We start from the raw sequence: 25,463 nt of genomic DNA on the forward strand, positions 1-25,463 counted from the left end.
TAATTTAGTTTGAAAATGAAAAAGTTGAATAGCAGACTTGAAAAATGAATAAAAATAATTATTTATCCCAGCTGTTCTTTTTTCGGATGTTTTTGTACAATTTAATTCCTAACATTAATAAAATTGAAACACCAACAATTCCTACAACACCAAAAATCCAGCCTAAAGAATTTTTTAAAACAACTAAAAATACACAAGCAAAAAGTATAATTGTGGCAACTTCGTTCCATATTCTTAAAGCAAAAGAAGAGTATTTCAAAACACCTTTTTCAATTTGATTATACATTACCTGACAAGACCAATGATAAGCAAATAAAGCTACTACAAAACCAAGTTTAATTTGCATCCAGCCTGCTTGTAACCAAGCAGGGTTTAGAATAAGTAGCCAAATAGCGAAAATTGTAGCTAAAACTGCCGATGGCCAAGTTATAATATACCACAAACGCTTAATCATTAATTTGTACTGAGGTAATAAAATTTTTCTCTCAACTTCCGTTTTTTCTTCAGCTTCTTTGTAGTAAATAAATAATCGAATTATATAAAATAAACCTGCAAACCAGGTTGTTATAAATATAATATGTAATGATTTTATATATAGATATTGCATTTCTCTATTTTGACCAATTCTTAATCCAGTTTGTTAATGTATCTGCCCAATCATCGTTGTCATTTAGACAAGGGATGGTTGTGAATTTTTCACCTCCATTTTCAATAAAATCATCTTTGGCTTCCATTCCAATTTCTTCTAAAGTTTCTAAACAATCTGAAACAAAAGCAGGTGTTACTACAGCTAAGTTTTTAACTCCATCTTTAGCAAAACCTTCAATAGTTTTATCGGTGTATGGTTGTAACCAAGGATCTCTACCTAATCTAGATTGAAAAGAAGTACTATAAGTTCCTTCTTTTAAATTTAAAAATGAAGCAACTTGTTTTGTGGTTTCATAACATTGATGTCTATAGCAAAACTCGTGAGCTGGAGATGGTGTGTTACAACAGCTTCCATCTATTTTACAATGCGATTTTGTAACGTCAGACTTTTTTATGTGTCGTTCAGGAACTCCGTGATATGAAAATAATAAGTGTTCAGGTTTTTCTTTTTCGATAAATGTTTTTATTGAATTGCTTAAAACTGAAATATAATCTTCTTTATTATAAAAAGCAGGAAGATTAGTTAGTTGAACATTAGGAAAATGCTTTTTTACCAGTTTAGCAGCTAGAACTTCTATAGTTTCGGTGGTTGCCATTGCAAACTGTGGATATAGCGGAATAAGAAAAATTTCAGTTACTCCTTGATTTACTAGTTTTTCTATTCCACTTTTTATAGATGGATTTCCATAACGCATTGCTAATTCAACAGGAATATCACTTTTCTCTGCTACTTTTTTATGCAATCTTTCAGAAAGAACAATTAGAGGAGAGCCTTCTGGCCACCATATTTTTTTATATGCTTCAGCAGATTTTTTTGGTCTTGTATTTAATATAATTCCTTTTACAACAAATGCTCTAACAAGATAAGGTGTATCGATTACACGTTTATCCATTAAAAATTCATCTAAATAATTTTTTACGTCTTTTACAGAAGTGCTATTTGGTGAGCCCAAATTAACTAATAATGCTCCTTTCATTAATTTATGATTTTGAAAATTGTTTTGGAGTAATTCCAAACTTTCTCTTAAAGGCTGCAATAAAATGACTTGAACTGCTGTAGCCTAAATGTGTTGATATTTCGTTTACGTTTAATTTATTTTCTTGCAATAATTTTTTTGCAAGTTCCATTTTATAATTTAATAAAAATGTAAAAACAGGTACGCCGTAAAACTCTTTAAAATCCGATTTTAATTTTTTAATGTTCAACCCAACTATTTTAGCTAAATCAGTTAAAGATGGCGGATTGTTCATTTGTTCAATTACTATTTCTTTAGCTAGTTTAATTTTACCAACAACTTCTTCATTAGTAACATAAGGGCAATGATCGCTATTTTCCTCAGTTACATTACTAAAGTAATAGCTTAAAAGCTCATAAATTTTACCTTTAATATAAATTGGTCTTAAAGATTCTGTAATTGTTTCAGAATTTAATTGGTTTAAAATCAATTTTGTTGTGTTGTTTGTTTCTTTAGTTTCAATAATTGGTTGTCCAACTTTAAAATTGCTAAAATTAAAAAGGAAGTTTCCTTCTGAAGAAAATAAAGAATGAAAATGTTCTATTGAAATTAAAACAGCTGTTAATTCCGTTTTTGGCGAGATGTTAAATAGAATGTCCATTTTTTCATCTTTAAAATAAACCATACTAGAATTGTTTTCTAGTAATTCAATAGCGCAATGTTCAAAATTAAAAGCAACTTTACATTTATTCGATTTACAAAAGTATAATTGAATGTAATTAGATTTTAATTTGAACTTATAGTTTTCAATATCAGTTGTTAAGTTATTGAAATGAATAACCTTAAAAGTACTTTTTTCATTAAAAAGTAATTGAGAACTTTTGTCGATGTTTTTATAATTGGTAGTGTTGGATTTCATAAAGTATTTTTATGAATTTACATTTTTATTTGAAACAAAATTACAATAAATATTATTAGATAAGTTCTTTATTTTTATAAAAAAATATGATAATTATCATATTTGTAAAAGCTAGATATAGCTAGAGTTACAGCAATATAAAGGCTTGAGTTGGTTAATTTAGAATTATTCTAAATTAAAAACAATAACTTATCTCGACAGTAAAAGTACTTTTGGCGTTGTTTTTTGATAGTAATATCATGTACTTTTGTCGACACTTATAAGAATTAACTAATTTATGGGATTGGAAAGTTTACCATCTAAATTGTACAATGTAGGTTTGAGCTATAAAAAAGCTGATGTAAAAGTTAGAAGTGCATTTAGTGTATCAACAAAAAATCAAAAGCTGCTTTTAGAAGAAGCAAAAGAAAATGGAATGGATGGTGTTTTCATTCTTTCAACTTGTAATAGAACTGAAATTACAGGTTTTGCAAAACACCCTTTTGAATTAATTAGCTTACTAGTTAAATATTCAAATGGAAATGTAGAAGATTTTATTAACGTATCTAACGTTTATAAAAATAAAGATGCTGTAAGACACTTGTTTAAAATTGGAACAGGATTAGAAAGTCAAATTTTAGGAGATTACGAAATAGTTGGTCAGTTAAAAAACTCATACAAGAACGCAAAAGAATTGGGTACAACCAATGCATACTTAGAGCGTATGATGAATTTAATTCTACAAGCTAGTAAAGAGGTAAAGAATACAACAAAGTTAAGTTCAGGTACAACATCAGTAGCTTATGCTGCAGTACAGTATATTATTAAAAATGTTCCTAATTATTCTGAAAAGAAAATTTTAGTATATGGTTTAGGTGAAATTGGAAAAAACACGTGTAAAAATTTACTTGAGTATACCAATAATAGAAACAGCACTTTAATAAATAGAACTACAGCAAAATCATTAGAGTTTAGAAATGAGCACCCAGAAATGGATGTTGCTGAATTTAGTGAGCTATCTAATGAAATTAATAAGGCAGATATTTTAATAGTTTCAACAGGAGCTAATAGTTTTACAGTAACAAAAGAGCACCTAGATAAAAATAAAGAGTTATTAATTTTAGATTTATCAATGCCCGAAAATGTAGATGCTGAGGTTGGAAATTTAGAAAATGTTAATTTGATTAATGTTGATGAACTTTCTAAAATTACCGATGAAACTATTGAAACTAGAAAAAATGAAATTCCTAAAGTAAATTCAATTATAGATAAATATAAAGCCGAATTTAACGATTGGATTTCGCATAGAAAATATATTCCTGCAGTTAATGCATTAAAAGAATCATTGCAAACAATTCAGAAGGACGAAATTAATTTTCATTCAAAAAAAATTAAAGGGTTTGATGTGGAGCAGGCTGAAGTAATTACTTCGAGAATGATTCAAAAAATAACAACACAATTTGTAAAACATTTGAAAGACGAGCAAACTTCAGCCGATCAAAGTATTAGCGTGGTGAGTAAAATTTTCAATTCAGAAAAAGTCAACAATTAATAATGGATAGAGTTATAAGAATTGGTACGCGCTCTAGCGAATTAGCTATGTGGCAGGCCAATACTGTTGCTAAACAATTAGAACATTTAGAGTGTAAAACAGAAATTGTAAAAATTGATTCTATTGGAGATCAAGTTTTAGACAAGCCTTTGTACGAGTTAGGTATTACAGGTGTTTTTACTAGAAATTTAGATGTAGCATTATTAAATGGTAAAATTGATATTGCAGTGCATTCATTTAAAGATGTGCCTACGCAGTTACCTATGGGAATTGTGCAAGCAGCTGTTTTAAAACGAGGAGATTTTAGCGATTTATTAGTTATAAAAGACGATGTAAATTTCTTTGCAAATGATTTTGCAACTATTGCAACAGGAAGTTTACGTAGAAAAGCGCAATGGTTATACCGTTATCCAAACCATACAATTACTGGTTTAAGAGGTAATGTGCAAACTCGTTTGCAAAAGTTAGAAGATAACGATTGGGACGGTGCTATTTTTGCTACAGCAGGATTAAAACGATTAGGTTTGTTACCTGAAAAACAAAAAGGCTTAAAATTAGATTGGATGATTCCTGCACCAGCGCAAGGAGCCGTTATGGTTGCTGCAATGGGTGATGATACCGAAATGTTGGAATTATTGAAAGAAATAAACCACGAAGAAACAGAGATTTGTGTAGGTGTAGAAAGAGAGTTTTTAAGATTGTTAGAAGGTGGTTGTACTGCGCCAATTGGGGCAATGGCAATGATTATTAAAGAAGATTTTAAATTTAAAGGAGCTTTATTTAGTCCAGATGGTAAAGAGAAATTAGAATATTCTACAGATGTTCCTGCAGATAGAAAAGATAAAATTAAATATATAGCTGAAAAAGCAGCAACTTATATTTTGGATAAAGGAGGTAAAAAGTTAATGCGTCCTGAAATTTCAATAGAAAAAGAAGTTAAACTTTATTCAACAAAAACATTATCTCAAGATCAAGCAAAATTAATAGATGTTAATTTTCAAATTGATATGAGTGATTTTATAACAGTTCGTGACAATAGATTGAAACGAAATGTTGTTAAAAATCCAATAGAAAATGTAGTGTTTACAAGTCAAAATGCTGTAGAATCTTTGCTAAATAATTTTGATAAGTTAGAGTTAGATTTTAAAAATATTTATTGTGTTGGTCGTAGAACAAAACGATTAATAGAAAAAAGAATTGGAAAGGTAGCGCACGTTGAAACTTCAGCAGAAAAACTAGCTAATTATTTAGTAGAAAATGTAGAAGAAAAGAGTGTAACTTTTTTCTGTGGAAATTTAAGAAGAGATGATTTACCAACTATATTAGAAAAAAATAATATTGTAATTAATGAGGTTGAATGTTACAAAACGGCATTAACACCTCGTAAATTAGAAAGTAATTATAAAGGAGTTTTATTCTACAGTCCTTCAGCAATAGATAGTTATTTAAAAAGCAATACTTGTGGCGAAACTGTTGCTTTTTGTATTGGAGATACAACAGCGGCTAAAGCAAATGAATTCTTTAAAAATGTAGAAGTTGCAAAAGTAGCTACTGTAGATAGTGTATTAAAATTAGCAAACAATTATTTTCAAGAATAAAAATTGAAGTATGATTAATAGAACTAGAAGATTACGTAAAACAGAAGGTATTCGTCGTTTAGTTAGAGAAAACAAATTAACGGTAGACGATTTAATTTACCCTTTATTTATTGAAGAAGGTGAAAATATTGAAACTGAAATAGTTTCTATGCCTGGAATTAAGCGTTTTTCTTTAGATAAAATTTCAAAAGAATTAGATGAAGTAGTTGAATTAGATATTCCTGCAGTTTTATTGTTTGGAATTCCAACTTCAAAAGACGATACTGGTTCTGAAACTTGGAATGATAATGGAATTATGCAGCAAGCTGTTCGATTTATCAAAAAAAACTATCCAAGTTTATATGTAATTACAGATGTTTGTTTTTGTGAGTATACAAGTCACGGGCATTGTGGAATTATACATGATAATGATGTTGAAAACGATGCTACATTAGTTAACCTAGCTAAGCAAGTTGTTTCACATGCAAAAGCAGGTGTAGATATGGTTGCACCATCTGGAATGATGGATGGAATGATACAAACAATTAGAGAAGCGTTGGATAATACAGGTTTTCCTAATTTACCAATTATGTCATATGCTGTAAAATATTCTTCGGCATTTTACGGTCCGTTTAGAGATGCCGCAGATTCTGCACCAACATTTGGAGATAGAAGAACATATCAAATGGATCCTTCAAATAGAGATGAAGGAATGCGAGAAGCAACTTTCGATGATCAAGAAGGAGCAGATATTTTAATGGTAAAACCAGCATTATCATATTTAGATATTATTAGAGATTTAAAAAATAATTTTGACCGTCCAATTGCTTGTTATAATGTTAGTGGAGAATATGCAATGATTAAAGCTGCAGCTGAAAAAGGATGGATTGACGGAGAGCGTGTTATGATGGAAAGTTTACTATCTATGAAACGTGCGGGAGCAGATATAATTATAACTTATTTTGCTAAAGAAGTAGCTAAAGTACTGTTGAAAAAGTAGAATATTTAACGATGGTCACTGAGCGGAGTCGAAGTGATTATCCTTTTGAAATTGATTTCGACTCCGCTCAATCACCAAATACTAAAATAAAAATGAAATTAGAAAAATCATTAGAATTATACACCAAAGGAAAAAAACATTTAGTTGGGGCGGTAAATTCACCCGTAAGAGCATTTAAATCTGTTGGTGGAGTTCCAATTTTTATTGATCACGCAAAAGGAAGTAAAATTGTGGATGTAGATGGTAATGAGTATATTGATTTTGTACTTTCATATGGTCCAATGATTTTAGGACATAGAAATAGAGTTGTTGAAAAAACAATTGAAAAATATTTAAAAAAAGGATACACTTTTGGGGCTTCAACAAAAGGTGAAATTATAATGGCTGAACTTGTTTGCGATGCGTTTCCAGGAATGGACAAAGTACGTTTTGTAAATTCTGGTACCGAGGCTGTTTTAAGTGCTATTCGTTTAGCAAGAGCATATACAGGGCATAATAAAATTATTAAATTTTCAGGTTGTTATCATGGGCATTCAGATGCTTTATTGGTTGCAGCAGGTTCGGGGTTGGCAACATTAAGTTTACCTGGTAGTAAAGGTGTGCCAGATGAAGCAGTAAAAAATACTTTAATTGCTGAGTTTAATAATATTAAAAGTGTTGAAAACCATATTAGAAAAGGTGGTGTTGCAGCTGTAATTATTGAGCCTATTGCAGGTAATATGGGAGTAATTAAACCTGACGCTAAATTTATTAAACAGTTAAGAGAATTAACAAAAGATAACGATGTATTGTTAATTGCTGATGAGGTAATGACAGGTTTCCGCTCTCAATTTGGTGGGGCTCAAGAATTATTAGGTTTTGAAGCAGACATAACTTGTTTAGGTAAAGTTGTTGGTGGAGGTTTTCCAGTAGGAGCTTACGGAGCAAGAAATGAAATTATGGAAATGGTAGCGCCATTAGGAGGTATGTACCAGGCAGGAACTTTATCTGGTAATCCAATAGCAATGGCTTGTGGTATTGCAACCTTAAAAGAATTGAAAAAACAAAATCCGTATAAAGATTTTGAAAAAACTGCTGCATTTTTAGAGAGAGAAATGAAATCTGCAGCTAAAGAAAATGGAATTGATTTACAGGTAAATAGATTTGGTTCTATGATAAATCCATTTTTTACAAAAGAAAAAGTTGTAGATTTTAAATCAGCGCAAACTAGTGATACTGAAAAGTTTAAAGTATTCTTTTGGAAAATGATGGAGCATGGAGTGTTTTTACCTCCGTCTCAATTTGAATCTTGGTTTTTAGCTACAGCCATGACAAAAAGAGATATTTATAAAGTAAGATCGGCAATTAAAATAGCAATGAAAGCTGTTGCAGATAAATATAACTAAAAAACAAATGATCAAAAACGATTTATTTTTAAGAGCATTAAAGGGAGAAACCGTAGAGCGACCTCCAGTTTGGATGATGCGTCAGGCAGGAAGATATTTACCTGAATTTATAGCAATTCGTGAGAAGTACGACTTTTTTACACGTTGTAGAACTCCAGAATTAGCATCGGAAATAACAGTGCAACCAATTAGAAGATATGGAATGGATGCAGCTATTTTATTTTCTGATATTTTGGTAATTCCACAAGCAATGAATATTGAGGTTGAAATGAAGCCTGGAGTTGGTCCTTGGTTACCAAACCCAGTTCGTACTCAACAAGATGTAGATAATGTAATTGTACCTGATATTGATGAAACTTTAGGTTACGTAATGGAAGCTATTAAAGCTACCAAAGAACTATTGAATGACGAAATTCCTTTAATTGGTTTTGCAGGTTCTCCTTGGACTATTTTATGCTATTGTGTGCAAGGTCAAGGTTCTAAAAACTTCGATAAAGCAAAAGAATTTTGTTTTACACAACCAGTTGCAGCGCACACATTATTGCAAAAAATAACTGATACAACTATTGCTTATTTAAAGAAAAAAGTAAAAGCAGGTGTTAATGCTGTTCAAGTTTTTGATTCTTGGGGAGGAATGTTATCACCAACTGATTATCAAGAATTTTCTTGGCAATATATCAATCAAATTATTGAAGCGTTGAAAGATGATGCTCCAGTAATTGCTTTTGGCAAAGGTTGTTGGTTTGCATTGGATAAAATGTCAAATTCAAATGCTTCGGCTTTAGGTGTAGATTGGACAGTTTCTCCAAAGGTTGCAAGAGAATTAACAGGAAATAAAATTACGTTACAAGGTAATTTTGATCCAGTTCGTTTATTATCGCCTCCAAAAGTAATTAAGAAAATGGTGCGCCAAATGATTGATGAATTTGGAAAAGATAAATACATTGTAAATTTAGGTCACGGAATTTTACCTCATATTCCATTAGATAATGCGAAAGCATTTATTGATGCAGTTAAGGAGTATAAAAGTTAGATTTTTAGAATTGAGATGGCAGTATTGAGAAGTGTCTCACTACTCATTTCTCACTACTCACTACTAATTATGAAAAATTTAATTCAAAAATATAATATTCCAGGTCCAAGATATACCAGTTATCCAACGGTGCCATTTTGGGATAAAGAAGGAATTGCTCAGCAAGATTGGGAGCGTACAGTAAAAAAATCTTTTGACGAAAGTAATGAAGCTGAAGGTATAAGTTTATACATTCACTTACCTTTTTGTGAGAGTTTATGTACGTTTTGTGCTTGTCATAAAAAAATTACAAAGCGTCACGAAGTTGAACAGCCATATATTGAAACTTTATTAAAAGAGTGGGATTTATATTGTGATTTGTTGGTTGAACGACCAAAAATTAGAGAAATTCATTTAGGTGGTGGAACACCAACATTCTTTTCTTCTGAAAATTTAAAAAAGTTAATTAACGGAATTTTTAAAAGAGCCGATAAGTTTGAAACTTTTGATTTTAGTTACGAAGGTCATCCAAATCACACTTCAAAAGAGCAATTACAAACATTATTTGATTTAGGTTCAAGACGTAATAGTTTTGGAATTCAAGATTATGATCCAGTTGTTCAAAAAGCAATTCATAGAGTTCAAAGTTTTGAGCAAGTAAAACGTGTAAACGATTTGTCTAGAGAAATTGGTTATACATCAATTAGTCACGATTTAATTTTTGGATTACCTTTTCAAACCGAAGAAAGCATAAGAAATACTATTAAAAATACCATTGCGTTAAAACCAGATAGAATAGCGTATTACAGTTATGCACACGTGCCTTGGATTAAAGGTGTTGGACAGCGTGGTTTTGATGAAAATGATTTGCCAAAAGATAATGAAAAACGTCATTTATACGAATTAGGAAAACAATTGTTTTTTGATAATGGTTATGTAGAAGTTGGTATGGATCATTTTGCGTTACCAACCGATTCTTTACATAAAGCAATGGAATCTAAAAAGTTGCATAGAAACTTTATGGGGTATACTGCTGGTAAAACAGAACTAATGATTGGTTTAGGTATGTCTTCAATCAGTGATTCTTGGTATGCATTTGCTCAAAATGAAAAAACAGTTGAAGCATATACGGAAAAAGTGAACAATGGAATTATTCCAATATTTAGAGGTCATTTGTTAACTGATACAGATTTAATTATTAGAAAACACATTTTAAATTTAATGTGTAATCTAGAAACTGAATGGAAAATAGGTTTAGATACTAAAGTAAAAGCTGAAATTATTGAGCGATTGCAAGAAATTATTGATGATGGTTTAATTGAAGTTTCTGAAAATAAAATTACAGTTAAAGAAGAAGGAAGAATGTTTGTGAGAAACGTTTGTATGGCCTTTGATCTAAGATTAATTGATAATAAACCAGGTACTAGAGTGTTTTCTATGACAATTTAAATTTTTATAAAACTATATTATTTTAAGCCGAACTTTTGTTCGGTTTTTTTTTGAATTATTGTTTAAACAGATTTTTTAGTGATATTTAGATTTGTTGTTGATTGTGTAAAAAGAGGTTTGTTTTTGGTTTAAATTTAAATTTAATTCATAAATAAACGCAAAACAGGTAGAATAATATAAAATAATATGAAGTTTGTATTTAATTATATATAGCCTGAAATTAAAAAATGGGCTATATTTTTTGTAAGTTTGCAGCTCTAAAATAAATAACATTATGTCAAAATTTGAAGTAAAACTTCCTAAAATGGGTGAAAGTGTTGCAGAAGCAACAATAACAGCTTGGTTAAAAAATGTTGGGGATAGTGTTGAAATGGATGAAGCAGTTGTAGAAATAGCTACAGATAAAGTAGATTCTGAGGTTCCATGTGAAGTTGAAGGGAAAGTTGTTGAAATTTTATTTGAGGTAGATGACGTTGTAAAAGTTGGCGAAACTATTGCAATAATTGAAACGGATGAAGAGGTTGAAGAAGCTACTGTGGCTGCTAATATTGTTGAGGAAGTTGAAGAAGTTGAGGTTTTAGAAAAAGAGGTACAGCAATTAATTGAAGAACCTGTAATAGAGAAAATATCAAGTACCGGTAAATTTTATTCACCTTTGGTTAGAAATATAGCTAAAGAGGAAGGAATTTCAATGGATGAATTAGAAAGCATTGTTGGGACAGGTAAAGATGATAGAGTTACAAAGGATGATATATTAAATTATATTGAAAGTGGAAGAAAGCCTGTTGCTGAAGTGCAAAAGGTAGCTGAAGTTAAAACTCCAATTCAAAAAATACAAAAAGAAACTGTAAAAGTAGCTACGCCAGTCTCGGTAAACGGAGAAGATGAAATTATTGAAATGAGTAGAATGGGTAAATTGGTAGCTCATCATATGGTTCAATCAGTTCAAACATCTGCACATGTTCAATCGTTTATTGAGGTAGATGTAACTAATATTGTTAAATGGAGAAATAGAGTAAAAGATGATTTTTTTGCACGTGAAGGACAAAAAATTACTTTTACACCAATTTTTATGCAAGCTATTGCGCAAGCTATAAAACAGTATCCAATGATTAATATTTCAGTTGATGGTGATAAAATTATTAAACGAAAATCAATAAATCTTGGTATGGCTGCAGCTTTACCTGATGGGAATTTAATTGTTCCGGTAATTAAAAATGCTGATATGTTGAATTTAGTTGGAATGACAAAATCTGTCAATGATTTAGCGGTTAGAGCTAAAAACAACCAATTAAAGCCAGATGAAATTCAGGGAGGAACTTATACAGTAACTAATGTTGGTAGTTTTGGAAGTGTTTTTGGAACTCCAATAATAAATCAGCCTCAAGTTGCAATTTTAGCTTTAGGAGCTGTACGTAAAGTACCAGCAGTTATTGAAACACCAGATGGAGATTTTATAGGTATTCGTCATAAAATGTTTATTTCACATTCTTATGATCATCGTGTAGTTAATGGTGCTTTAGGTGGAATGTTTATTAAAACAGTAAAAGAAATATTAGAAAGTTGGGATGTAAAAGCTAGCCACTAATCAAAAAATAATAGTATAAAAAAAGCTTCACAATTGTGAAGCTTTTTTATTTTAAAAAATTTAGTAATTATAAGTTGTAACAAAACTATATTAAGTGTTACTTATAGTTATAATAATTAAAAATAATGTTATGAAAAGTACATGGTTAGCTACCTATGAGAATGTTGAAATTAAAGTTATGAATTCTTGGTTTCACGGAGAAAAAATGTTGGTAAACGGAGAAGTTCAAGATGAAAGATTTGGAGCTTTTTCTTCAAATTTAACAGGGCATTTAATAGATTCAAAAGGAGAACGTAAAAATATTAAAGCAAATTTAGGAGGTAGTTTTTCTATCCACTGCAATATTTTTGTAGATGATAAAAAAATGGAAGTAAATAAAATATAATAAAAAAGCCTCGAAATTGCGAGGCTTTTTTATTTCTAATGTCCATATTCTGGTTTCTCTCTATTATATTTACAGCAATGATGTAAGTTGTTGTATGCTTCATCAGTAGCTTTTACCTTTTTAGTATCATGGCCAACTGCAGCTATGTTTTTATGAATAGTTAATTCATCTAATTTTCGTTGATCATAAATAACAGAAAGTTGGTGTGTTTCAATACTCCAACTGCAAAATTTTACACCTTTAGTTTTTAGGGTAGCTTTTTCAATTCTGTCTTTACACATTTCGCAAACACCATTTACTTCAAATGAAGTACGTGCATTTTTCTTTTTTTCTTGAGCTTGTGTAGAAATACTAATAAAAAGTATTCCAATAATTAATAATATTTTTTTCATAATTTATGTTTATTCAATGTTAAATCTAATTCCTGTAAAATAATTTGCTCCTAGTATAGGCGAATATACTAAACTTGTGTCAAAATTTGTACCAAAAGGATTATCGGCTCCTAAAATTGGAATTTGTTGTTTTCTATTTGTTAAATTCTCACCACCAATATACCATTCAAATTTAGGTGAAAATACTTTGGTAATTTGAGCATTCATTATGCTGTTACTATTAGAAAACTCACCTTGTTGGTATATGGTGTTATATATACTTGTATCTGGTATTCGTTGTTTACTTTGCCAATTGTAAGTGTAATCAAACTTCCAATTTCCACCTTTTTCATTTTGATGGGTTTGAAACCCAAGATTGGTAAAGAACCTGTTTTTAGCCTGCAAAGGAGCTTGTTTAACACCAGAAATATAATTGTTTTCTATGTTTTGGTATTTGTAGGCTGTTCTAATTGTAAAGTGTGTAAATGGGCTATAATTAATTTCAGCTTGAAAACTAGTAGCATTACTATTTGTGGTGTTATTATAAAATGAAATTTGTGATGGGTTTTCCCAATCTACAACTATTTGTTGGTCAAAATCTGTTTGATAATAGTCAAAAGTAATATCACCTTTTCTATTAAATAAATTAAATTTCTGATTGAATGAAACTCCATAATTCCAAGCAATCTCAGGTTTTAAACCATAAAAATCGCCATTATTAGCTACAATATTAATAGTTCTGTTGGTGCCAAAAAGTTTCTGGTTTTCAGCAAAAATAGAAGTGCTTCGTTTTCCTCTTCCACCAGATAATCTTAGAGTTCCTGTTTCCCAAGGAGTGTATTTAATGTGTAGCCTTGGAGTTATAAAAGTTTCTAATAAATTATGATGGTCTATTCTAATTCCTGCAGATAGACTTAAGTTATCTAAATTGTCATAATTATATTCAAAAAAAACGCCAATTGATTTTTCATTTCTAACATAAGAGTTTGTTAAAACTAATTCATCAAAATCATCATAAGTTGTACTAATACCTGTGCTAATTTTATTTTTTGTGTTTGAAATAATAGAGTTGTAAATAAAGTTAGCGTATAAACTTTGGTGTTTAATATTGTAATCTTTTAATCCGAAATAAGAGTTTTGTTTATGATTGCTATATGACATTTGAAGGCCGAAAGTTTTATAAGGCATATCAGGAAATACATAGCCTATTTTTGCTGAAGTTTCAAAGCGTTCGGTGTCAATTTCGCTTCCCCAATAAGTAGTTGTTTTTTTATGAATATCTGGGTTAAATTCAACTTCACCACTTTGCTTACTATCTGTTAAATAACGAAAGTTAATAAAGCTTACCCAACCTTTTTCTGTATTGGTATATTGCCACCTGTTCATAACATTAACTTGTTTCATTAGAGGAGCATCGATAAAATTATCATTATTGTTGTCTATTTTATTGTCTCTTAAATTCCCATGAATATATAAACCAGTGTTCCATTTGTCTGATACTTTTTGATTTATATGAGTATTTAATTCTAATCTACCGTTAATGGCACCATATGCATTTACAAATAATTTACTATCTGTTAATGGTTTTACCAATTCAGCATTTATTTGTCCTGTAATACTTTCGTAGCCGTTAATTACGCTTCCTGCACCTTTAGTAATTTGAATACTTTCTACCCAAGTTCCTGGAGTAAATGTTAACCCAAAATTTTGAGCTGCTCCTCTAATATTAGGAATGTTTTCTTGTACTATTTGAATATATGGGCTTTGTAAACCTAACATTTTAATTTGTTTGGTTCCAGTTAGAGCATCTGTAAAGTTTACATCAATTGAAGGGTTTGTTTCAAAGCTTTCTGCTAGATTACAACATGCGGCTTTTAATAATTCACCTTTGTTAACATTTATTACATTTTGTAATACGTATGACGATCTATGTGAACTTTGTTTTCGGCTTTTAACAGTAACTGTGTCTAATTCGTTTTCTGCAGTTAAAACAATAGTTAAAGTATTCTGGTTTTGAATAACAGTTTCTTTTGTTTTATAACCAATGTAACTTGCTACAAGAAGATGTGTGCTTTTAATAAGGTTAATTTCAAATTTACCATTTTCATCAGTTGTAGCTCCAATAGATGTGTTTTTCCAATAAACATTTACACCAAAAATAGGCGTGTTATTACTGTCTAGTACGGTTCCTTTAATTTTAGTTTGCGAAAATACTACTAAAGGAAATAGTATTAACATAAGAATTATGTGTTTTTTCATTTTTAGATTCTAAGTAATTGATAATTAGTCAGCCTTTTAGGATGACATTATTTTTAATTAAATAGAATACTAATCAAATAAGAAATGATTGGAATAAAACTTGCCTGTTTTGTGTTATTTTGGGCAGTAATAAGTTTGCGTAAAACTTATTTGAAGTGGTTAGTTTAGTTGCTTTTTTTATAAATGTAGAATAAAATGAAGCTATAAAAATAACTTGGCTTTTTTTAATTTTAACTACTTCGTTTGAGTCAAAATGTAAAGGTTCTTTTTCTGCCGACTCATTTTTACAGCAATCTTCAGCTGAAAAATTCAAGCTATCGGTTTTGGAAGATTTTATAACCACATCACAGCAATCATCTACAGTTTCATAATTTGAAACATCAACTAAATTACCACCACAAAAATGCTTGTATACCGAAAACGACGTTGTAGATAGCATAAGAATTGCTACCATACATACGGCTAATATTTTTCGGATATAAGTGTTCATTTGTTTTGCAAAGTTACAATTTAGAATTAATATAAATAGTTAAAATTAAAATAAATTATTGCTCGTTTACTTTTAATCTTGCCGTTGCAACTACATTTTCTTCAGCAAAAATACCTTCTAAATATTTATAATAACCAACAATAGCTATCATAGCAGCATTATCTGTAGTAAATTGAAATTTAGGAATGTAAGTTGTCCAGCCTAAGGTGTTTTCAAAAGATTTTAAAGTGTTTCTAATTTGAGAATTTGCACTAACACCACCAGCAATTGCTACGTGTTTTATACCTGTTTCTAAGCTTGCTTTTTTAAGTTTGTCGAATAAAATTTCTGTAATTGTTTGTTGAATTGAAGCGCAAATATCGTTTAAGTTTTCTTCAATAAAATTTGGATTTTCTTTTACTTGTTTTTGAATAAAATATAAAATACCAGTTTTTAAACCGCTAAAACTATAGTTTAAATCTTTAACTCTTGGTTTGGTAAATTTATATGCTTTTGGATTTCCAAGTTTAGCATATTTATCAATTAATGGCCCACCAGGATAAGGAAGTCCAAGAATTTTTGCAGATTTATCAAAAGCTTCACCAACAGCATCGTCAATAGTTTCACCAATTACTTCCATAGAAAAATAATCGGTAATTTTTACAATTTGAGTATGGCCGCCACTAATAGTTAAACACATAAAAGGGAAAGGCGGTTTTTCTTGTCCTTCTTCATCAATAAAATGAGCCAAAACGTGTCCTTGCATATGATTTACATCAATTAAAGGAATGTTTAAAGCTAGCGATAAAGACTTAGCAAAAGAAGTACCAACTAATAAAGATCCCATTAAACCAGGTCCTCTAGTAAAAGCTATGGCATTTAAGTCTTTTTTATCGATATTTGCTTGTTCAATTGCTTGTTGTATTACAGGAACAATATTTTGTTGATGCGCACGTGAAGCTAATTCAGGAACAACACCACCATATTTGGCGTGTATTTCTTGATTTGCTACAACATTAGAAAGTATTTTTCCGTTGCATAAAACAGCAGCGCTGGTATCATCGCAAGACGATTCTATACCTAGAATATAAATTGATCTATTTTTAACCATATTTTAAACAAAAAAGGCACGAATATTGCCATAAAAAATGCAAATTTACAGCTTATCAAACGATTAAAAAAAATACTTGTCAGAATTTTGCTTGTTCTAGCACTATTATTAGTGTTGGTAAGTATTTTGTTGTCTATACCGGCAGTGCAAACAAGTTTGGGTAAAAAGGCTACAAATTATTTGCATAATGAGTTTGATGTTGCTATAAATGTTGAAAAAGTTGATTTGGCGTTTTTGGGTCAGGTTCAGCTAAAAAATGTTTTTATAAAAGATCATCACGGAGATTCTTTAATTTATGTAAACAATCTTTCTACGTCAATTTTGAGTTTCAAAAAAATGATGGACTCAAAACTTGAGTTTGGTTCAATTTCTTTAGATAATTTTAAGCTAAATATAAAAACTTATAAAGGTGAAGTTGATGATGGTTTAACCGTTTTTGTAGATAAGTTTGATGACGGAACAGTGTCTGACAAACCTTCTGGTTTTTTAATGACTTCTTCAAAATTAAACCTTGAAAAGGGAGAAGTTTATATAATTGATGAAAATGATGCTGAACCTTTGCCTGTGTTTTTTAAAAAAATAGAAGGTGTAGCAAAAGATTTTAGAATACAAGGCCCAAATGTTAATGTAGCGATTAAAGATATTTCGTTTGTAGAAACTCATAATGTATTTGTAAAAAGCTTAAAAAGTGATTTTACTTACACTAAAAGTTTTATGAAGTTTGAAAACACGAAACTAGAAACAGAAACCTCTAACTTAAAAGCAGATATTGAGTTTAATTATAAACGAGAAGATTTCTCAGATTTCAACAATAAAGTAAATGTTAGTGCAAATGTTACAGAAGCTCATTTATCGTTAACCGATTTGAAGAATTTTTATGATGAAATTGGAACGGAAGATGTGCTACATTTTAAAACACAAATTTCTGGAGTTCTAAACGATTTTACGGCCAAGAATATGGATTTAAAATCTGATCAGAACGCAATAATTAAAGGAGATTTAAATTTTATAAATTCATTTAATAGAGATAATGGATTTGAATTAAAAGGGAAGCTAGCCAATTTAACATCAGATTATAACCACTTAAAAAAATTACTGCCAAATGTTTTGGGTAATACCTTGCCATCATCTTTTAAAATGTTTGGAAGGTTTAATATTATTGGAGATACACATATTACCGAAGAAAAAATAAATGCACAGTTAACATTAAATACCGATTTGGGTACTTCAGTTTCAGACCTAGAATTGTCAAATATTTCTGAGATTGATAAAGCTTCATACAAAGGTCATATAAGAATTGAGGATTTTAAGTTGAATGAGATATTAAAAAATTCTAAATATGGTAATGTATCATTAGAAGCAGATGTAGACGGAAAAGGTTTTACGCTAGAAGAAATGAATACTTCAGTAATAGGAACCATTTTAAGTTATGATTATAATGGGTATACATATAATAATATAGGTGTAAACGGTGTTGTAAAAAATAAACATTTTAATGGAGAGGTTGAAGTAAATGATGACAACCTAAAACTTAATTTTGCTGGTTTGGCCGATTTATCTAACGATGTTTATACATTCGATTTTAATACAGTAGTAGATTATTGCGATTTAAAAACAATAAAAGTATTTCAGCGAGATAGTATTGCCAATGTAAAAGGTGAAATAAATATTAATGTAAAAGGAAATACTTTAGATGATTTAGTTGGTACTGTAAAGTTTAAAAACTCATTATACTCAAATCCAAAAGGAAACTACTTTTTTAAAGATTTTAATGTAACATCAAGTTTTGAGGACAGCATTAGAACAATAACCATTAATTCTTCTGAAATTATTGAAGGAATGGTTCGTGGTAAATTTAAAGTTAATGAATTAGGTAATTTAGTTCAAAACTCAATTGGTAGTATTTATACCAATTACAAACCGAATGAAGTAACAGCAGGACAAGAACTAGATTTTAGTTTTAAAATTTACAATAAAATAGTTGAGATTTTTTATCCGGATGTTAATTTAGGACCAAATACAATTATTCGTGGTAATATTAATTCAGACAATAATTTGTTTAAATTAAATATGAAATCGCCAATAATTGAAGCCTATAAGAATAGTATTGAAAAGCTTAGTTTACAAATAGATAATAAAAACCCGTTATTTAATACGCAGTTGTCTATAGATAAAATAAACTCTGATTATTATGATATTTCTAAGTTTCAGTTGGTAAATGTTACGTTAAATGACACCTTGTATTTTAGAACGGAGTTTAAAAACGGAATTGAGAAAAAAGATAAATATAACTTATCGTTTTTTCACACATTAGATAGTAATAATAAATCGGTGTTTGGATTGCAAAATTCTAATTTTACCTTTAAAGATAAGCGTTGGAGAATTAACCCTAAAAATAACAAGTTAAACAAAGTTATATTTGATAATGTAACTAATACTTATAATATTAGCCCTTTTTTAATAGCTTCAGAAAATCAAAAAATTGAGTTTTCGGGTATTGTTAACGACACAGTTTCAAAAAAACTTAATTTTAAATTTACCAATGTAAAGCTCGAAAATATTACACCAAAAATTGATAGTTTAAGTTTAAAAGGATTAATTAATGGTAAACTAAATTATAGTCAGTTACACAATAAAATTAAGCCAGAAGCAAATCTATCTTTAAATAATTTTCATATAAATAATTCTAAACAGGGAGATTTAAAAATTAATATTGAAGGTGATAATTCAGTAACAAAATATAAGTTAAGCTCTACGTTAGTAAGAGACGATTTTATAACTTTTTCTGCCAAAGGAGATTTAGATTTTACACCCAAAGAGCCTACACTCGATGTAATTGTAGATTTTGAAGAGTTTAAATTAGATGCTTTTAGTCCGTTAGGTGAAGATGTTTTTACAAACATTAGAGGTTTTGTTTATGGTAATGTTAATTTTACTGGTAAAATGAACAATCCAGATATGACAGGAGATTTATTTTTAGATAAAGTAGGTTTATCATTTCCATACATAAATGTAGATTATGCCATGGAAGGAACGAGTATTATTGCATTGGATAAACAAACTTTTACTTTTGAAGATGTAACTTTAAAAGATACAAAACACCAAACAAAGGGTAATTTAACAGGTACATTAAAACATTCGTTTTTTAAAACTTGGAATTTAAATTTAGATTTAAATACTCAAAATTTATTGGTGTTAGATACCGAAGAAGAAGAAAATTCAATTTATTTTGGAACAGGATATTTACAAGGAGCCGCAACGCTTTCTGGTCCAACAGATAAGCTAGTTATAGATGTAACAGGTAAAACCAATAAAGGAACTCATTTTGTAATTCCAATTAGTGATGTTAAAACGGTAGAAGACAATCAACTTATACGTTTTGTAAATAAAAATGCTGATAATATTGAAGAAATAAGAAAGGCTTTTATTTCAGAAAAGTTGAAAGGAATGTCGTTAAATTTTAATCTAGAAGTTACTCCAGATGCTGTTGTAGAAATGGTATTAGACAAAGCCACTGGTAGTTATTTAAAAGGTAGCGGAGACGGAAATTTACAAATAGCTTTAGACACCAAAGATAAATTCGATATGTATGGTGATTTTATTGTAGACAACGGAATATATAACTTTAAATACGGAGGTTTTATAAATAAACCATTTACGGTTAGAAAAGGAGGTAGTATTTCTTGGAGCGGCGATCCGTTTACTGCAATTTTAGACATTGAAGCCGTTTACAGAGTCTCGGCAAATCCAAGAACTTTATTAGAAAATGTAAACACAAATAGAAAAATTCCTATCGATTTAATAACTCGTTTTTCAGGAGAATTATTTAATTCTCAAAGAGCGTTTGATATTGAAATTCCTAATTCTAGTTCTACAGTAGCATCAGAGTTAGAGTTTAAATTAAATGACAATGATGGTAATAGTAAAACATTAAATTTTGTGTCGTTACTAGCTTCAGGATCTTTTTATAATGAAAATGATTTAAGCGTAAACACAAATGGATTGGTGTATGGTACGGCAACGGATATGTTATCTAATGCTTTCGATAATATATTTAATCAAGGAGATAATAAATTTAAGTTAAAGCCTGTTTATACGGTTGGTGAAAAAAATAGTATTGATAACTTAGATACGTATGATCAAATTAGTATTGATGTTGATTACCAGTTAAACGACAGAATATTAATTAACGGTAAAGTTGGAGTTCCAGTAGGTTCTAAAGAACAAACAAGTGTAATTGGAGAAGTAAATGTTGAATTTTTAATGAATGAAGAAGGAACGTTAAGGTCTTCTGTATTTAATAGACAAAATGAAATTCAATATAGTGGAGAAGAAGAAGGGTATACCCAAGGAGTTGGAATTAGTTATCAAATAGATTTTGATAATGGAGGAGAATTATTAGAAAAATTAGGCTTAAAAAAGAAAAAAGTTGTAGATTCAGCAGCAGTAAAAAAAGCAGATACAATTATTAAACAAAATACATTAATTAAATTTAAAAATTAATACATATGAGCAAACCTACATTAGTTATTTTAGCCGCAGGTGTTGGAAGTAGATATGGAGGATTAAAACAATTAGATACATTCTCAGAACAAGGAGATACAATTTTAGATTTCTCTATTTACGATGCAATTCAAGCTGGGTTTGGTAAAGTAGTTTTTATAATTAGAAAAAGTATTGAAAAAGATTTTAAAGGTTTTTTTGCACCTAAATTAGAAGGTAAAATAGACGTGGAATATGTTTTTCAAGAAGTAGATAATATTCCAGAAAAATTTAAAGGACAAGGAAGAGAAAAACCTTGGGGTACTGGTCACGCTTTATTAATGGCAAAAGATGCAGTTAATGAAAACTTTGCAGTTATCAACGCCGATGATTTTTATGGTAGAGAAGCTTTTCAAGGATTGGCAGATGAATTTAAGAAAACAGATAAAAATTCTACTAATTTTAATATGATGGGGTATGTGTTAAAAAACACAATTTCTGAACACGGATTTGTTTCTAGAGGAGAATGTTTTGTAGATGATGAAGCATTGTTAACAGGAATTACAGAACGCACACATATAGAAAAAATAGATGGAGCATTAAAATTTAAAAACGATCAAGAAGAATTAGTGCCAATTTCTGAAGAAACAATAGTTTCAATGAATTGTTTTGGGTTTACACCTAAATACTTCGATATTTCTTCATCAATGTTCGAAGCATTTTTAGAAGAAAATTATAAAGAGCCAAAAGCAGAATTTTTTATTCCTTCAGTAATAAACCACGTAATTACAAATAAAACAGCAAGCCTAAAAGTATTAAAATCTAATGCGCGTTGGTTTGGAGTAACTTATAAAGAGGATAAAGCTTATGTTCAAGCTGAAATTCAAAAATTAAAAGAAGAAGGTGTATACCCTAAGTTTTTGTGGAAGTAAACTAATTTTTTTTGAATAATTGTAAATAATTCAAAATTAGAATTTTAGGGTTGATTTAAAATTAAATTTTAACTTTGCATTTCGAAAAATGAAAAATAAAGTAAAAAAAATAGGAGTAATGACCTCAGGTGGAGATTCACCAGGTATGAATGCTGCAATACGAGCAGTAGTTCGCGCATGTCATTATTACAATGTAGAATGTGTTGGTATCTATCGAGGTTATGAAGGTTTAATAGAAGGTGATTTTATTAAATTAAATGCTCGCTCGGTAAGTAATACAATTAATAGAGGAGGTACCATTTTAAAATCGGCAAGATCTCAAGAGTTTAGAACTAAAGAAGGTAGAGCTAAAGCACATCAAAACCTATTAAATGAAGGTATTGATGCTATGGTATTAATTGGTGGAGACGGAACTTTTACTGGTGGAATGGTTTTTAATGATGAATACAGTTTTCCATGTATTGGTGTTCCAGGAACTATAGATAACGATATTTATGGAACCAACTTTACAATAGGTTATGATACAGCATTAAATACTGTGGTAGATGTAATAGATAAAATTAGAGATACAGCAAGTTCTCATAACCGTTTATTTTTTGTTGAAGTAATGGGGCGAGATGCTGGGTTTATTGCATTAAACGCAGGTGTAGGTGCTGGAGCTGAAGAAATTTTAGTGCCTGAAGAAGATTTAGGGTTAGATAGGTTATTGGAGTCTCTAAAGAGAAGTAAACGCTCCGGTAAATCTTCTAGTATTGTTGTAGTTGCAGAAGGAGATAAAATTGGTAAAAGTGTATTTGAACTTGCCAATTATGTTGAAGAAAATTTACCTGAATACGAAGTAAGAGTTTCTGTATTAGGTCATATGCAACGTGGTGGAGCTCCAAGTTGTTTTGATCGAGTACTTGCAAGCAGATTAGGAGTTAAAGCGGTAGAGTTGTTGTTAGACGGTAAAACTAACTTAATGGTTGGTTTAGTAGACGGTAAGATTGAAACAACCGATTTGGAAAAAGCTGTGAAAGGAAAACACAATATAAATAGAGAGCTATTAAGAGTAAGTGATATAATGTCCATATAATATGAATAGATTTTTTTTAGTATGTTTTCTTATTATTTTAATGGTGTCTTGTAAAACAAAAGTTGTTGAGCCAGACCCAAATGAACTAATAAAAAGAGAACTCGTTAAAAAAATTGATAACTATGTAAATGGAGTAGATAGTTTTGTTTACCATGTAAATGCTAGTTCAAAAGATTTTGATAGTATAAGTGTAGACGAATTAAAAAACTTCAAAAAGAAAAAGAGAATTACAAAAAACGTTTCTGAAAAGAATACCACCTTTTATAGACAAAAAATAGTAAAAGTTAAGCACAAAGATTATCTAGAAAATAATTTTGTGAAGCTTAAAGCCTTTTATTTTGATGAGGATGAATTGGTTTGTATTAAAATATACGAACTATTTCCTTCAGAAGAAATTAGTAGTAAAGCCAAAGTTTATAAGAGAGTTTTGTATTTTAAAAAAAACGAACTTCTTTTAGATTCTTCAAATAAAGATGAAAAGTACGAAACAAATGAATTGTTAAATTTTGGAGTTGCTCAACTCGAAGAAGAATACCAATCTAAATTAAATGATTAGAGTAGGAATTAATGGATTTGGAAGAATTGGAAGAATTGCTTTTAGATCTATAATTAATAGGAATAATGTTGAAATTGTTGCTGTTAATGATTTAATGTCTGTTGAATATATTGCCTATGCGCTTAAGTATGATTCTGTGCATGGTAAGTTTAATGGAACTGTAACAATAGAAAATAATACTTTAATTGTTAATGGTAAACGTATTAGAGTAACTTCAGAATCAAAACCAGAAAATATTGCATGGAATAAAGTTAATGTAGATTATGTTATTGAATCTACAGGATATTTTACAGATAAAAATTTAGCATCATTGCATTTAAAAGCTGGCGCTAAAAAAGTAGTAATTTCTGCACCTTCTAAAAATGCGCCAATGTTTGTAATGGGAGTTAATAACCATAAACTTACAAAAGAAGATTTGGTGTTTTCAAATGCATCTTGCACTACTAATTGTTTAGCTCCAATATTAAATACCTTACACAACAAATTTAATATTGAAGAAGCTATGGTTACAACAGTACATTGTGTTACATCTAGCCAAAATACTGTAGATGGTCCTAAAGATAGTTGGCGAAGAGGTAGAGCTGCATTAAGTAATATGATTCCAACAACATCCTCAGCATCTTTAGCATTAACTAAAATAATACCAGCTTTAAAAAATAAGGTGTTAACTATGGCTGTTAGAGTTCCTGTGCCAGATGTATCTTTGGTTGATATTACGGTGAAGTTTAATAACCCAACATCATTTTTAAACTTGAAAGAAGTTATTAAAAAAGCTTCAGAAAATGAATTAAAAGGAATTTTAGGGTATACTAATGACGAGGTTGTGTCTCAAGATTTTGTTTCTGAACCAAGAATTTCTGTTTTCGATGCTTCAGCTAGTATGGAGTTAAATAATCAGTTTTTTAAGATTATTTGTTGGTACGATAATGAGTTTGGTTATGCTACTAAACTGGTAGATTTAATTGAATATTCAAATACTATTAAATAGATTTTTAATATCTTTATTTTATGGAAATTGCAATAATAGCACACGATGGAAAAAAGACTGAGATGGTTCAGTTTTTAATGGATTTTAAAGCTATAATCTTAGCTAAAGAAATTAAATTAATATCAACAGGAACAACAGGTAAACACGCTGAAAAAGCTGGTTTAACTGTGAAAAAATACTTGTCTGGACCATACGGAGGTGATGCTCAAATAGCGAGTAGAGTTGCTGAAGGAAAAACAGATATGGTTTTCTTTTTTAGAGATCCTTTAGGTATGCATCCGCACGAACCAGATATTGCAATGTTAATGCGTTTATGCGATGTGCACGATGTTCCTTTGGCTACAAATCCTGCAAGTGCAGAGTTGTTAATAAAAGCACTTTAGTTAATTACTTAATAGCAATTACAGATATTTCTACATTTACAAACTTAGGAAGGTTTGCAACTTCTACAGTTTCTCTTGCTGGAGCTGTTTCTGCGTTAAAATAACTACCATAAACTTCATTTATTTCAGAAAAAGTATTCATATCTGAAATAAAAATTGATGATTTTATTACGTTTTCAAAAGTCATTTCAGCTTCTGCTAAAACAGCCTTTAAATTTTCCATAACTTGAGTTGTTTCTTCTTTTATAGAGTTTAAAACTAATTCTCCTGTGGCAGGATTTATTGCTATTTGACCAGAAGTGTAAAGCGTATTACCTGTTAAAATTGCTTGGTTGTAAGGCCCTATTGGAGCCGGAGCATTACTAGTGTTTATTATTTTTTTCATAA

At 29.8% G+C, this 25,463-nt stretch carries 22 protein-coding genes; 14 read left to right on the top strand and 8 right to left on the bottom strand.

Annotated elements, in window-relative coordinates; translation table 11 throughout:
- Positions 1-58 precede the first annotated feature (58 nt).
- Genes BLU40_RS11390 through BLU40_RS11400 form a run of 3 tightly spaced genes read right to left on the bottom strand, consistent with a single transcriptional unit; the run spans position 59 to position 2,523 of the window.
- Positions 59-607, bottom strand: coding sequence for a CopD family protein (locus BLU40_RS11390; protein ID WP_090123535.1), 549 nt, complete (start codon positions 605-607; stop codon positions 59-61).
- A gap of 4 nt (positions 608-611) precedes the next feature.
- Positions 612-1,625, bottom strand: coding sequence for a ferrochelatase (hemH, locus tag BLU40_RS11395; protein ID WP_090123536.1), 1,014 nt, complete (start codon positions 1,623-1,625; stop codon positions 612-614).
- Positions 1,626-1,629: 4 nt separating this feature from the next.
- On the bottom strand, positions 1,630-2,523 hold the full coding sequence (locus BLU40_RS11400) for an AraC family transcriptional regulator (protein ID WP_090123538.1): 894 nt from the start codon (positions 2,521-2,523) through the stop codon (positions 1,630-1,632).
- Positions 2,524-2,800: 277 nt separating this feature from the next.
- Here BLU40_RS11400 and hemA point away from each other — a divergent pair, with 277 nt between their 5' ends.
- The 8 genes from hemA (at position 2,801) to BLU40_RS11440 (ending at position 12,450) form a co-directional block, all read left to right on the top strand.
- Complete coding sequence (gene hemA, locus BLU40_RS11405) at positions 2,801-4,054, top strand: glutamyl-tRNA reductase (protein ID WP_090123540.1); 1,254 nt, start codon at positions 2,801-2,803, stop codon at positions 4,052-4,054.
- Between the two features lie 2 nt (positions 4,055-4,056).
- On the top strand, positions 4,057-5,652 hold the full coding sequence (hemC, locus tag BLU40_RS11410; RefSeq protein ID WP_090123541.1) for a hydroxymethylbilane synthase: 1,596 nt from the start codon (positions 4,057-4,059) through the stop codon (positions 5,650-5,652).
- A gap of 13 nt (positions 5,653-5,665) precedes the next feature.
- Positions 5,666-6,631, top strand: coding sequence for a porphobilinogen synthase (gene hemB / locus BLU40_RS11415; RefSeq protein WP_090123941.1), 966 nt, complete (start codon positions 5,666-5,668; stop codon positions 6,629-6,631).
- 92 nt (positions 6,632-6,723) lie between these two features.
- Complete coding sequence (gene hemL, locus BLU40_RS11420) at positions 6,724-8,016, top strand: glutamate-1-semialdehyde 2,1-aminomutase (RefSeq protein WP_090123943.1); 1,293 nt, start codon at positions 6,724-6,726, stop codon at positions 8,014-8,016.
- A 7-nt stretch (positions 8,017-8,023) separates the two neighbouring features.
- Entirely contained in the window at positions 8,024-9,049 is a 1,026-nt protein-coding gene (hemE, locus tag BLU40_RS11425; RefSeq protein WP_090123543.1) for a uroporphyrinogen decarboxylase, read from the top strand.
- Positions 9,050-9,118: 69 nt separating this feature from the next.
- Positions 9,119-10,477, top strand: coding sequence for an oxygen-independent coproporphyrinogen III oxidase (hemN, locus tag BLU40_RS11430; protein WP_090123545.1), 1,359 nt, complete (start codon positions 9,119-9,121; stop codon positions 10,475-10,477).
- 274 nt (positions 10,478-10,751) lie between these two features.
- Entirely contained in the window at positions 10,752-12,065 is a 1,314-nt protein-coding gene (locus BLU40_RS11435; protein WP_090123548.1) for a dihydrolipoamide acetyltransferase family protein, read from the top strand.
- Between the two features lie 130 nt (positions 12,066-12,195).
- Positions 12,196-12,450: a hypothetical protein gene (locus BLU40_RS11440; protein WP_090123946.1), complete on the top strand. Its 255-nt coding sequence runs from the start codon at positions 12,196-12,198 to the stop codon at positions 12,448-12,450.
- Positions 12,451-12,485: 35 nt separating this feature from the next.
- On the opposite strand, the gene BLU40_RS11445 is transcribed toward BLU40_RS11440, so the two are convergent.
- The 4 genes from BLU40_RS11445 to tsaD all read right to left on the bottom strand — a co-directional run bounded on the left by BLU40_RS11445 (position 12,486) and on the right by tsaD (position 16,660).
- The gene (locus BLU40_RS11445; protein WP_090123550.1) at positions 12,486-12,842 is read right to left on the bottom strand and encodes a heavy-metal-associated domain-containing protein; all 357 of its coding nucleotides are present in this window, start codon (positions 12,840-12,842) and stop codon (positions 12,486-12,488) included.
- A 9-nt stretch (positions 12,843-12,851) separates the two neighbouring features.
- Positions 12,852-15,080: a TonB-dependent receptor gene (locus BLU40_RS11450; RefSeq protein WP_090123553.1), complete on the bottom strand. Its 2,229-nt coding sequence runs from the start codon at positions 15,078-15,080 to the stop codon at positions 12,852-12,854.
- A gap of 73 nt (positions 15,081-15,153) precedes the next feature.
- Positions 15,154-15,570 carry an HYC_CC_PP family protein gene (locus BLU40_RS11455; protein WP_139170952.1) on the bottom strand — a complete coding sequence of 139 codons (417 nt, stop codon included), beginning with the start codon at positions 15,568-15,570 and terminating at the stop codon, positions 15,154-15,156.
- Between the two features lie 55 nt (positions 15,571-15,625).
- Positions 15,626-16,660, bottom strand: coding sequence for a tRNA (adenosine(37)-N6)-threonylcarbamoyltransferase complex transferase subunit TsaD (tsaD, locus tag BLU40_RS11460; RefSeq protein ID WP_090123558.1), 1,035 nt, complete (start codon positions 16,658-16,660; stop codon positions 15,626-15,628).
- 87 nt (positions 16,661-16,747) lie between these two features.
- Between tsaD and BLU40_RS11465 the strand changes: the two genes are divergently transcribed.
- The 6 genes from BLU40_RS11465 to BLU40_RS11490 all read left to right on the top strand — a co-directional run bounded on the left by BLU40_RS11465 (position 16,748) and on the right by BLU40_RS11490 (position 25,076).
- Positions 16,748-21,163: a translocation/assembly module TamB domain-containing protein gene (locus BLU40_RS11465; RefSeq protein ID WP_139170953.1), complete on the top strand. Its 4,416-nt coding sequence runs from the start codon at positions 16,748-16,750 to the stop codon at positions 21,161-21,163.
- 5 nt (positions 21,164-21,168) lie between these two features.
- On the top strand, positions 21,169-22,074 hold the full coding sequence (locus tag BLU40_RS11470) for a nucleotidyltransferase family protein (protein ID WP_090123565.1): 906 nt from the start codon (positions 21,169-21,171) through the stop codon (positions 22,072-22,074).
- An 88-nt stretch (positions 22,075-22,162) separates the two neighbouring features.
- A complete protein-coding gene (gene pfkA / locus BLU40_RS11475; RefSeq protein ID WP_090123567.1) occupies positions 22,163-23,149 on the top strand; it encodes a 6-phosphofructokinase in 987 nt (328 codons plus the stop codon).
- A gap of 1 nt (position 23,150) precedes the next feature.
- The gene (locus BLU40_RS11480; RefSeq protein WP_139170954.1) at positions 23,151-23,705 is read left to right on the top strand and encodes a hypothetical protein; all 555 of its coding nucleotides are present in this window, start codon (positions 23,151-23,153) and stop codon (positions 23,703-23,705) included.
- On the top strand, positions 23,698-24,693 hold the full coding sequence (gene gap, locus BLU40_RS11485) for a type I glyceraldehyde-3-phosphate dehydrogenase (RefSeq protein ID WP_090123572.1): 996 nt from the start codon (positions 23,698-23,700) through the stop codon (positions 24,691-24,693). Before BLU40_RS11480 ends, gap begins: the two co-directional genes overlap by 8 nt.
- Before the next feature lie 20 nt (positions 24,694-24,713).
- Positions 24,714-25,076: a methylglyoxal synthase gene (locus BLU40_RS11490; protein ID WP_090123574.1), complete on the top strand. Its 363-nt coding sequence runs from the start codon at positions 24,714-24,716 to the stop codon at positions 25,074-25,076.
- 4 nt (positions 25,077-25,080) lie between these two features.
- Here BLU40_RS11490 and BLU40_RS11495 read toward each other — a convergent pair whose 3' ends face one another.
- Positions 25,081-25,461 carry a RidA family protein gene (locus BLU40_RS11495; RefSeq protein ID WP_090123576.1) on the bottom strand — a complete coding sequence of 127 codons (381 nt, stop codon included), beginning with the start codon at positions 25,459-25,461 and terminating at the stop codon, positions 25,081-25,083.
- Positions 25,462-25,463: the final 2 nt, after the last annotated feature.

The organism is Lutibacter oricola, assembly GCF_900106565.1.
GTDB classification, from domain to species: Bacteria; Bacteroidota; Bacteroidia; order Flavobacteriales; family Flavobacteriaceae; genus Lutibacter; species Lutibacter oricola.

Bases quoted from the DNA above. Each gene is read 5' to 3' on its own strand.
- BLU40_RS11390 (WP_090123535.1), bottom strand. From the start codon at position 607: ATGCAATATCTATATATAAAATCATTACATATTATATTTATAACAACC.
- hemH (WP_090123536.1), bottom strand. From the start codon at position 1,625: ATGAAAGGAGCATTATTAGTTAATTTGGGCTCACCAAATAGCACTTCT.
- BLU40_RS11400 (WP_090123538.1), bottom strand. From the start codon at position 2,523: ATGAAATCCAACACTACCAATTATAAAAACATCGACAAAAGTTCTCAA.
- hemA (WP_090123540.1), top strand. From the start codon at position 2,801: ATGGGATTGGAAAGTTTACCATCTAAATTGTACAATGTAGGTTTGAGC.
- hemC (WP_090123541.1), top strand. From the start codon at position 4,057: ATGGATAGAGTTATAAGAATTGGTACGCGCTCTAGCGAATTAGCTATG.
- hemL (WP_090123943.1), top strand. From the start codon at position 6,724: ATGAAATTAGAAAAATCATTAGAATTATACACCAAAGGAAAAAAACAT.
- hemE (WP_090123543.1), top strand. From the start codon at position 8,024: ATGATCAAAAACGATTTATTTTTAAGAGCATTAAAGGGAGAAACCGTA.
- hemN (WP_090123545.1), top strand. From the start codon at position 9,119: ATGAAAAATTTAATTCAAAAATATAATATTCCAGGTCCAAGATATACC.
- BLU40_RS11435 (WP_090123548.1), top strand. From the start codon at position 10,752: ATGTCAAAATTTGAAGTAAAACTTCCTAAAATGGGTGAAAGTGTTGCA.
- BLU40_RS11440 (WP_090123946.1), top strand. From the start codon at position 12,196: ATGAAAAGTACATGGTTAGCTACCTATGAGAATGTTGAAATTAAAGTT.
- BLU40_RS11445 (WP_090123550.1), bottom strand. From the start codon at position 12,842: ATGAAAAAAATATTATTAATTATTGGAATACTTTTTATTAGTATTTCT.
- BLU40_RS11450 (WP_090123553.1), bottom strand. From the start codon at position 15,080: ATGAAAAAACACATAATTCTTATGTTAATACTATTTCCTTTAGTAGTA.
- BLU40_RS11455 (WP_139170952.1), bottom strand. From the start codon at position 15,570: ATGAACACTTATATCCGAAAAATATTAGCCGTATGTATGGTAGCAATT.
- tsaD (WP_090123558.1), bottom strand. From the start codon at position 16,660: ATGGTTAAAAATAGATCAATTTATATTCTAGGTATAGAATCGTCTTGC.
- BLU40_RS11470 (WP_090123565.1), top strand. From the start codon at position 21,169: ATGAGCAAACCTACATTAGTTATTTTAGCCGCAGGTGTTGGAAGTAGA.
- pfkA (WP_090123567.1), top strand. From the start codon at position 22,163: ATGAAAAATAAAGTAAAAAAAATAGGAGTAATGACCTCAGGTGGAGAT.
- BLU40_RS11480 (WP_139170954.1), top strand. From the start codon at position 23,151: ATGAATAGATTTTTTTTAGTATGTTTTCTTATTATTTTAATGGTGTCT.
- gap (WP_090123572.1), top strand. From the start codon at position 23,698: ATGATTAGAGTAGGAATTAATGGATTTGGAAGAATTGGAAGAATTGCT.
- BLU40_RS11490 (WP_090123574.1), top strand. From the start codon at position 24,714: ATGGAAATTGCAATAATAGCACACGATGGAAAAAAGACTGAGATGGTT.
- BLU40_RS11495 (WP_090123576.1), bottom strand. From the start codon at position 25,461: ATGAAAAAAATAATAAACACTAGTAATGCTCCGGCTCCAATAGGGCCT.